This window comes from Streptomyces sp. NPDC049915 (assembly GCF_040656475.1).
Classification (GTDB): domain Bacteria; phylum Actinomycetota; class Actinomycetes; order Streptomycetales; family Streptomycetaceae; genus Streptomyces.
This window is the reverse complement of record NZ_JBFAMH010000004.1, coordinates 499,250-507,384: the sequence shown is the minus strand read 5'-3', so window position 1 is coordinate 507,384 and position 8,135 is coordinate 499,250. Positions and strand designations below refer to the sequence as shown.

Genomic DNA, 8,135 nt, shown 5'->3' with positions numbered 1-8,135 from the left:
AAACGCCCGGTTACATTTCGAACCCGGAAGCTAAGCCTTACAGCGCCGATGGTACTGCAGGGGGGACCCTGTGGGAGAGTAGGACGCCGCCGAACAATCATTGGGAAAACCCCGCACCTTACGGTGCGGGGTTTTCTGCGTTTCCGGCACCCTCAGAAGGTGAGTTCCTCCGTAGTCGTCGTCCCACCCTTGCGACCGGGGGCCGTGTGCCACTGCCAGTACAGGTTGGTGTGCGCGATCACCTGTTCCGGGGCCGGCGCCCCGTACTTGGTCAGGTCCTCCGTGGTGTGGGCGTCGGCGACCAGGGTCGCGTCGTAACCGCGGACGATCGCGCCGTGCAGGGTGGAGCGGATGCAGACGTCCGTCTGGGCGCCCGCGACCACCAGCCGGCCCACCTTGTACTCCGCCAGCACGGCTTCCAGGTCCGTGTCCTCGAAGGAGTCGCCGTACTTCTTGTGGACGAGCGGTTCGTCGTCGCGGCGGACCAGCTCCGGGACGTACTCCCAGCTCTTGCTGCCGTACTCCAGCTCTTCGTCGGAATGCTGCACCCAGATCACCGGGACGGCGGCCGTGCGGGCCCGCTCCGTGAGGGTGCGGATGTTCGCGACCACGGCGTCCCGGTGGGGGGCCTGGTCCACCACGCCGTTCTGGACGTCGATGATGAGCAGTGCGGTGTTCGGTCTGTCGCGCAGAGTCGTCATGGGCATCACAGTAGGTGCCCCCACTGACAACCGCGGTCGAATATGAGGTGTGGGACCACCCGTCGCTGGCTACCGTGACCGCATGGATTCCCTGACCAGCGATGATCTCGCCATCCGCCCGATACGTGCCGAGGACTGGCCCGCCGTGAAGGAGCTCCGGCTGGCCGCCCTGCGGGACCCGCTCGCGCACCTCGCGTTTCTCGAGACCTATGAGCAGGCCGCGGAGCGGTCCGACGCGTTCTGGCAGGAGCGGGCGGCCGGCTCCGGCGAGGGAGGCACCGGGGCCCGGCAGTTCGTCGCCGAGGGCGCTGACGGGCAGTGGGCCGGCTCGGTGACCGTACTCGTCGAGGAGGCCGGGACGACGGACTGGGCCGGGTTTCCCGTGGAACGGCGGCAGGGGCATGTCGTCGGTGTCTATGTGCGGCCCGAACACCGTGGGTCCGGGCTGACGAAGGCGCTGTTCGACGCGGCTCTGGAGTGGGCGTGGGGAATCGGTCTGGAGCGGCTGCGGCTGATCGTGCACGAGGACAACAAACGGGCGCAGGGCTTCTACCGCAAGGCCGGGTTCGTGCCGAGCGGACTGACCGTGCCGTTGCCGGGGGCGCCTGAGCAGACGGAGCTGGAGTTCGTGCTGGAGCGGGGCTGACGCTCGGTCGGCCCGGCCCGCCCGGTCATCACACCGGCAGTTCGTCGTGCGGCCAGCGGGAGCGGGCCTGTTCGCGGGAGCGGAGCAGGGCCAGGGTCGGCAGACCCTGATCGGTGCCGCGGGCCAGCAGCTCGGGGAGCTGAGGGAGGGGGGCCACGGCGGCGATGTCGTCCAGGACGAGCGTGAATGGTGGGTCGAGCCGACCGGAGGATGACCGTTCGGCCATGCGCCGGCCGCGCTCGACCACGCTCGAGACGAGGGCCGTCAGGAAGGGCATCGCGCCCGGGTCTGTCCTGGGATCCTCGAGGGATTCGCCCACCACATAGAGACTGCCCCCTTCGTGTACGAAGGAATCCAAGGCGAGCGCATCAGTTCGGTTGGGAGTGCACGCTTCCCGGATGTTCACCGTGGACAGGGCGGACAGGGCCCGCGTCAGCAGTTCCTGGGCCATGTCGCGGCGGTCGGGGTGGGCGGTGAGCGCGGCCTCCAGCTCGCCCGCGGACCCGGCGGCGGCCTTCGGGCTCGTCCGCAGAACGCGGACGGCGTCCTGGATCTGGGTGCCCTGCGACCAGCGGTGGACGTGGCGGAGGGTGCGGCCGTCGACGGCGGCGGCGTGCAGGTAGCTGCGCAGCAGGGTTTCCGCGGTGTCGCTGACCGCCTGGTCCAGGCGGGAGGTGGGGCGGACCGGGGCGAGAAGAGCGGTGGCCCTGTCCTTCGCCGTTTGTTTGTCCTCGCAGCCGGTGGTGGGGGACCAGTGCAGGCGGGACGGCGTGTCGCACAGGTGGGCCGGGTCGTAGAGGTGGGTGGGGCCCAGCTTGGCCCGGGCGTCCTTGGTGTCCTGCCAGACGGCCGGGTTCGAGGTGACGACCAGGAGGGGGCCCTCGGCGTCGCGCACCGCTTGGACGGCTGTGATCAGGCGGTTTTCCCGGGGGGCGTAGTGGACCGGGCCTTCGGGGGCCTCCCAGCCGGTCACCGGTGTGCCGTGGGGCAGCGAGCCGCCGGGTTCGGGCCGCGCTTCCACGGGGGGCAGTGGTTGCGGCTGTTCCGGTTCCGTCCTGGGGGCGGGAACCTCGTGTGCGTCCGGCTGCGTCGGCGTCGTCGGCACCGCCACCAGCTGCGTCCGGCGCCTGGCCCGCCCCGCACGCCAGCGGGCCACCGTGCCCATGACGAAGATCGTCAGGACGAACAGCACCATCAGCTGGCCGATGAACAGGCCCCAGAACAGGCCGTAGCCGGAGAGTTCGCCGGCCGGAGTGTTAGGCCAGGCGCCGGGGACGTCATGGGGCTGCCCGATCAGGTGGCGCATGGCCGACGGCGTACGGGTGAAGGTGACCGCCGTCGGCCATGCGCCGTGGGAGAAGAGGCCGGCCAGGCCCGTCGCCGTCCACACCAGCAGGGTCATGCCGAGCAGGAACGCGAGTATGCCGACGAGGAGGCCGTCGGGGATGCCGCCCTGGTTGTCCCGGCGGCCGTCGCGCTCGTCACCCGGTCTCATGGCTGCGCCGTCCTTCCGTGCCTAGGCCACCGTCGACTCGGACGAGCCGTCCACGTCGGCCAGGTGCTCCTCCATGAACGCCGCCGCCCGTTCCTCGGCCTCCAGCTCGGCGGCGCGCAGGGCGTCGTGGTCGAGGGAGGACTCGGTCATCGCGCGGTCGGTGAAGACCAGGGGGCGTTCCGCCTCGGTGATCAGGTGTTTGACCACCTGGACATTGCCGTTGACGTCCCAGACCGCGATGCCGGGGGTGAGCGTGGGGATGATCTCCACCGCCCAGCGGGGCAGGCCCAGGACGCGGCCCGTGGCCCGTGCCTCGTCGGCTTTCTGGGCGTAGATCGTGCGTGTCGAGGCCATCTTCAGGATCGCCGCCGCTTCCTTCGCGGCCGCGCCGTCGACGACGTCGGACAGATGGTGGACGACCGCGACGAAGGACAGCCCGAGACGGCGGCCGAACTTCAGCAGGCGCTGGAACAGCTGGGCCACGAAGGGGCTGTTGATGATGTGCCAGGCCTCTTCGACGAGGAAGATGCGCTTCTTGCGGTCGGGGCGGATCCAGGTGTGTTCCAGCCACACGCCGACGATCGCCATGAGGATGGGCATGGCGATGGAGTTGCGGTCGATGTGGGAGAGGTCGAAGACGATCAGCGGGGCGTCGAGGTCGATGCCGACCGTGGTCGGGCCGTCGAACATGCCCCGCAGGTCACCGTCGACCAGGCGGTCCAGCACCAGGGCGACGTCCAGGCCCCACGCCCGTACGTCGTCTATGGCGACGTTCATCGCCTCGGCGGACTCCGGCTCGGGGTGCCGCAGCTGCTCGACGATGTCGTACAGGACCGGCTGGCGGTCGACGACCGTCTCGTTGACGTAGGAGTGCGCGACCTTGAGGGCGAAGCCGGAGCGTTCGTCCAGGCCGTGGCCCATCGCCACCTCGACGATCGTGCGCAGCAGAGCCAGCTGGCCGGTGGTGGTGATCGCCGGGTCCAGCGGGTTGAGGCGGATGCCGTGGTCCAGGGCGGCCATCGGGTCGAGCCGGATGGGCGTTATCCCCAGCTGCTGCGCGATCAGGTTCCACTCGCCGACGCCGTCCTCGCCTTGGGCGTCCAGGACGACGACCTGGCGGTCGCGGAAGCGCAGCTGGCGCAGGACGTATGTCTTCTCCAGGGCCGACTTGCCGTTGCCGGACTCGCCGAGGACGAGCCAGTGCGGCGCCGGGAGCTGCTGGCCGTAGAGCTGGAACGGGTCGTAGATGTAGCCCTTCCCGGAGTAGACCTCGCGGCCGATGATCACGCCCGAGTCGCCGAGGCCGGGGGCGGCGGTCGGCAGGTAGACCGCCTGGGCCTGGCCCGTGGAGGTGCGCACGGGCAGCCGGGTCGTCTCGACCTTCCCGAAGAGGAAGGACGTGAAGGCGTCGGTGAGGACGGACAGCGGATCCCGCATCGGCGAATCAGCCCCTACCTTCGGATGCCGGTGGCGAACGGAAGTGTGTTCACGAAGGCGCGGTGGTGCTCGCGGTCGCACCACTCCAGCTTCAGATACGACTTTCCTGCCGAGGCCCTTATGGTGCGCTTGTCGCGGGCGAGTGCCTCCGGGGAGCGGGACGACACGGTGATGTAGCCGACCAGGTTCACTCCGGCGGCGCCGCTGGCGAGGTCCTCGCCGCGCTGGTCGAGGCGGTTGTGGGCGGCGATGTCCCGCGGGTCGACGGTGCGGTTCATCTTGGCCGCGCGGGAGGCCTCGGCGACGTCGTTGGTCTTCTCGGTCAGCATGCGCTCGATGGCGACCTCGGTGGGTTCGAGGTCCATCGTGACGGCGACGGTCCGGATGACGTCGGGGGTGTGGACGAGCAGGGGCGCGAGGAAGTTCACGCCGACCGGGGTCATCGGCCACTCCTTGACCCAGGCGGTGGCGTGGCACCAGGGGGCGCGGGTGGAGGACTCGCGCGTCTTGGCCTGAAGGAAGGTGGGCTCGCGGGCGTCCAGCTCGGCCGGCCAGGCGTTGCGCTTGGTCATCGCCTGGATGTGGTCGATCGGGTGGTCCGGGTCGTACATGGAGTGGATGAGGGAGGCGAGCCGGCCCTGGCCGAGGGGCTGGCGGACCCGGATGTCGGCCTCCTGCAGGCGCGAGCAGATGTCGGTCAGCTCGCGGGCCATCACGACGGCGAGGCCGGCGTCGCGGTCGACCTTGCTGCCGTGGGCACGGGCGGCGCGGGCCATGGCGTTGGCCTCGGCGGCCAGCTCGCGGGTGTAGTGCATGCAGGCGACCAGGTAGGCGCGGTGCTGCTCGCTGCTGGTGGACACCATCGACTGCAGTTGGTCGTACGACTGCTGCAGCCACCGCGGGGCCTTGTCGTCGCCGCGGACGGCGACGTCCTTGGCGTGGGCGTCGGGGTCGGCGGGCAGGGTGCGGGCGAGCATCTGCAGGCGGGTGACGAAGCCGTCGCCGTTGGCGACGTGCTTGAGCAGCGTGCCGAAACGGTCGACGAGGGCTTCCTGGTCCTCGCTGTCGCGCAGGCCGACGCCGGGGCCCTCGATCTCGATGGCGGCGGTGACGGTTCTGCGGTCGGCGTGCAGGAGTACGGCGATCTCGTCGGGGCCGAAGGGGGCGGCGAGCCAGTTGATCCGGCCGATGCCGGGTGGCGGGCCGACCTCGATCTCCTTGCCGTCGAGCCGGGTGCCGGCCTCGACGACGCCGGAGCGGTAGGTGGCGCTCTGCTTGAGGGTGCGCTTGTAGCTGCGGTTGATCTCGAACCACTTGTAGAACGTGCGTCGCTTGTACGGCACGTACACCGCGGCCAGCGCGAGCAGCGGGAAGCCCATCAGCAGCAGGATGCGCAGGGACAGGACGGGGACGAGGAGCCCGCACATCATGCCGAGGAACGCGCCGATGATGATCAGCGCGAGCTCGCCGGGTTCGCGGTTGCGGCCGACGATGGCGTTCGGCCGGGCGCGGCCGATCAGATATGTACGGCGGGGCGTGACCGGATGGGACACGTGGGACTCGGTCGTCAACGCCCTTCACCTCCCGTGCGGTTGGTACTGCTGTTGCGGGTGTTGCTGGCGTGCGGTGTGTTGACCGGGCTGCTCGCGCGGGGCGGGGGAGCGGCGGAGGGGACAGTTCCGCCGCCACCTCCGGTCGAGGTGCGCGCGCTGTGCGCGGCGACGCCGCCGGAGGCGGGGTTGGCCTGGCGGGGAGTGCTGGACGCGGACTGGCCGCCGTTGCTGTCGGCGCGGGTGCTGTGCGTCTTGATGCCCTGGGCGACGAGGCTCGCCGGGGAGCTGATGACGGCGGCGGCCTTGCCTTCGGCGCCCTGCATGATGCGGTTGTTGCGGGAGTTGGCGATCTCGTCGCCGAAGCCGGGGACGAAGCGGTAGATCATCGCCGAGGCGAAGATGGCGAGCAGGATGATCGCGAGGCCGGAGACGACGGCGGAGAACGCGTCGGGGCCGTTGCCGGAGGACAGAGCCCCGGCCAGGCCGAGCACGATGACGATGACCGGCTTGATCAGGATGACGGCGATCATGATGCCGGCCCAGCGGCGGACGTGGCCCCACATGTTCTTGTCGACCAGGCCGGAGTAGACGACGGTGCCGAGCAGGGCGCCGACGTAGAGCAGGGCGGCGCGGATGACGAGCTCCAGCCACAGGACGCCGGCGGCGAGGATGCTGACCAGGGAGACGACGATCAGCATGATCGGGCCGCCGCCGATGTTGTCGCCCTTCTTCAGGGCGGCGGAGAAGGTGCCGAAGAAGGTGTCGGCCTGGTCGCCGGTGGTCCTCGCGAGCACGTCGCTGACGCCGTCGGCCGCGGAGACGACGGTGTAGAGGATCAGCGGCGTGAAGGCGGAGGCGAGCACGGTGAGCCAGAGGAAGCCGACGGCTTCGGAGATCGCGGTGCTCAGGGGCACGCCGCGGACGGCTCGCTTGGCCACGGCCAGCAGCCACAGGAGCAGCGTGAGGATCGTCGACGCGGCGAAGACGACGGCGTACTGCTGGAGGAACTTCTGGTTCGTGAAGTCGACGGTGGCCGTCTCCTTCACGGCCGCGCTGAGCTTGTCGACGGTCCAGGACGCGGCCTCGGCACAGCCCTTGGCGAGGGAGGAGAGGGGGTCGAGGGCGGAGGTGGGGTCGGGGGTTACGGAGCGGCCGCCGCGGGCTGCGCCGTTGCCTTTTTCGCAGTAGTCCTTGGCGGGGCCGACGATGAGGTCGCAGTTGCTGCTGGTGGCGGACGGCGAGGGCGTAGGGGAGGGGGCCGCCAGGGCGCGCGTGGCCAGCAGCACGACCGTCGTCTGTACGGCCGTGAGCGCGGCGGCGACCTTGAGGACGCGGCGTGGGCTACCGGGCATAAGTGAACCCTCCGAACTCCTGGACCGCCTTGGCCATCTCGTCGGCGCTGGACGCCTTGTCGTCGCCGGGGACGGGCGCGGGACCCTTCTTCTGAGAGAAGCTGTCGACCTTCCACCCGCCGTCGGCCCAGCGCAGCTGCAGCGTCATGGTGAACCAGTCGCTGGTGACGGGGTTGGTCGAGTTCTCACCTGCCAGACCGTAGAGCCCGGTGCACCACACGTCGGCCGTGGCGGCCGCGCCTGTGTAGCTCGTGACCTTGGTGCCGATCGGCACCGTGCGGGACACGTACGTGTGTCCGGCGGCCGGGTTGCCGTCCTCATCGAGGCCGATGCTGTTCAGGAAGTCCTTGGAGTAGGCCTGGTCGAACTTGGCCTCGAGGCCTTGCTGCTTGTCGGCGGTGAAGACCCGCTGGACGATCTCCGCACGCCGGGTGGGCATGAGGATGTCGGCTGAAACCAGCACGACCGCATAGTTCGCGGCAGCGGACTGCGCCCCCTGCTGGTCGTGGGCGAAGCCCGTGGGGATGCCGGAGGTGTTCGTCCGGACCGGTTTCGTGCCCGTCGCGGACGTCGGGGCCGACTTGGGTTTGTTGCCCGCTGCGCGGTCGGGTGACGTGTCGTCACCGCCGCGGTTGGCGAAGGCGATGGCGGCGATGAGGAGGACCACCACCGCGACCACCGTGACCATGCTCCGTGAGGAGGAGCGGCGGCCGGGGCGGCGCGCCCCGCCGTAGGGGTCGCCGGAGCGGTCCGGCAGCCGTGTCCGCGTCTGGCCGCTGCCGCCGTAGCCACCGGCCGCGTCGTGCTCGTCCCCGAGACTCATGCCGCGTACGCCCCCTCGACGTCGTTCAAGAACACCTCGTACCGGAACGCGTAGGAGTACGACGGTAGCCGTGCTGGTTCCCGCGCGGGCGCGGTGTGGTGACTCGACATCAGGGAGACGCAACCTCA

7 protein-coding genes and 1 rRNA gene are annotated in these 8,135 nt (G+C 70.2%); 2 read left to right on the top strand and 6 right to left on the bottom strand.

Annotated elements, in window-relative coordinates; translation table 11 throughout:
* Positions 1-95: ribosomal RNA gene (rrf, locus tag AB0J12_RS09745) — 5S ribosomal RNA — on the top strand; the annotation flags it as partial.
* Between the two features lie 57 nt (positions 96-152).
* Here the strand turns inward: rrf and AB0J12_RS09740 are convergent.
* Complete coding sequence (locus AB0J12_RS09740) at positions 153-701, bottom strand: isochorismatase family protein (RefSeq protein WP_363263707.1); 549 nt, start codon at positions 699-701, stop codon at positions 153-155.
* 82 nt (positions 702-783) lie between these two features.
* On the opposite strand from AB0J12_RS09740, the gene AB0J12_RS09735 reads away from it, so the two are divergent.
* Positions 784-1,347, top strand: a complete 564-nt coding sequence (locus tag AB0J12_RS09735; RefSeq protein ID WP_363263706.1) for a GNAT family N-acetyltransferase — start codon at positions 784-786, stop codon at positions 1,345-1,347.
* Between the two features lie 28 nt (positions 1,348-1,375).
* On the opposite strand, the gene AB0J12_RS09730 is transcribed toward AB0J12_RS09735, so the two are convergent.
* The 5 genes from AB0J12_RS09730 to AB0J12_RS09710 are packed head-to-tail and all read right to left on the bottom strand — an operon-like array spanning position 1,376 to position 8,007.
* Positions 1,376-2,842 (bottom strand): type VI secretion protein, encoded by a 1,467-nt coding sequence (locus AB0J12_RS09730; protein ID WP_363263705.1) that lies wholly within the window; start codon positions 2,840-2,842, stop codon positions 1,376-1,378.
* Between the two features lie 21 nt (positions 2,843-2,863).
* Positions 2,864-4,279, bottom strand: a complete 1,416-nt coding sequence (locus AB0J12_RS09725; RefSeq protein ID WP_363263704.1) for an ATP-binding protein — start codon at positions 4,277-4,279, stop codon at positions 2,864-2,866.
* A 14-nt stretch (positions 4,280-4,293) separates the two neighbouring features.
* On the bottom strand, positions 4,294-5,850 hold the full coding sequence (locus AB0J12_RS09720; RefSeq protein ID WP_363263703.1) for an SCO6880 family protein: 1,557 nt from the start codon (positions 5,848-5,850) through the stop codon (positions 4,294-4,296).
* A complete protein-coding gene (locus tag AB0J12_RS09715; protein ID WP_363263702.1) occupies positions 5,847-7,184 on the bottom strand; it encodes a hypothetical protein in 1,338 nt (445 codons plus the stop codon). The genes AB0J12_RS09720 and AB0J12_RS09715 overlap by 4 nt, the downstream gene beginning before the upstream one ends.
* Positions 7,174-8,007, bottom strand: a complete 834-nt coding sequence (locus AB0J12_RS09710; protein WP_363263701.1) for a hypothetical protein — start codon at positions 8,005-8,007, stop codon at positions 7,174-7,176. Before AB0J12_RS09710 ends, AB0J12_RS09715 begins: the two co-directional genes overlap by 11 nt.
* Between the last annotated feature and the right edge of the window lie 128 nt (positions 8,008-8,135).

Excerpts from the sequence above, each read along its gene's own strand:
- AB0J12_RS09710 (WP_363263701.1), bottom strand. The coding sequence starts at position 8,007 with ATGAGTCTCGGGGACGAGCACGACGCGGCCGGTGGCTACGGCGGCAGC.
- AB0J12_RS09730 (WP_363263705.1), bottom strand. The coding sequence starts at position 2,842 with ATGAGACCGGGTGACGAGCGCGACGGCCGCCGGGACAACCAGGGCGGC.
- AB0J12_RS09740 (WP_363263707.1), bottom strand. The coding sequence starts at position 701 with ATGACGACTCTGCGCGACAGACCGAACACCGCACTGCTCATCATCGAC.
- AB0J12_RS09735 (WP_363263706.1), top strand. The coding sequence starts at position 784 with ATGGATTCCCTGACCAGCGATGATCTCGCCATCCGCCCGATACGTGCC.
- AB0J12_RS09725 (WP_363263704.1), bottom strand. The coding sequence starts at position 4,279 with ATGCGGGATCCGCTGTCCGTCCTCACCGACGCCTTCACGTCCTTCCTC.
- AB0J12_RS09715 (WP_363263702.1), bottom strand. The coding sequence starts at position 7,184 with ATGCCCGGTAGCCCACGCCGCGTCCTCAAGGTCGCCGCCGCGCTCACG.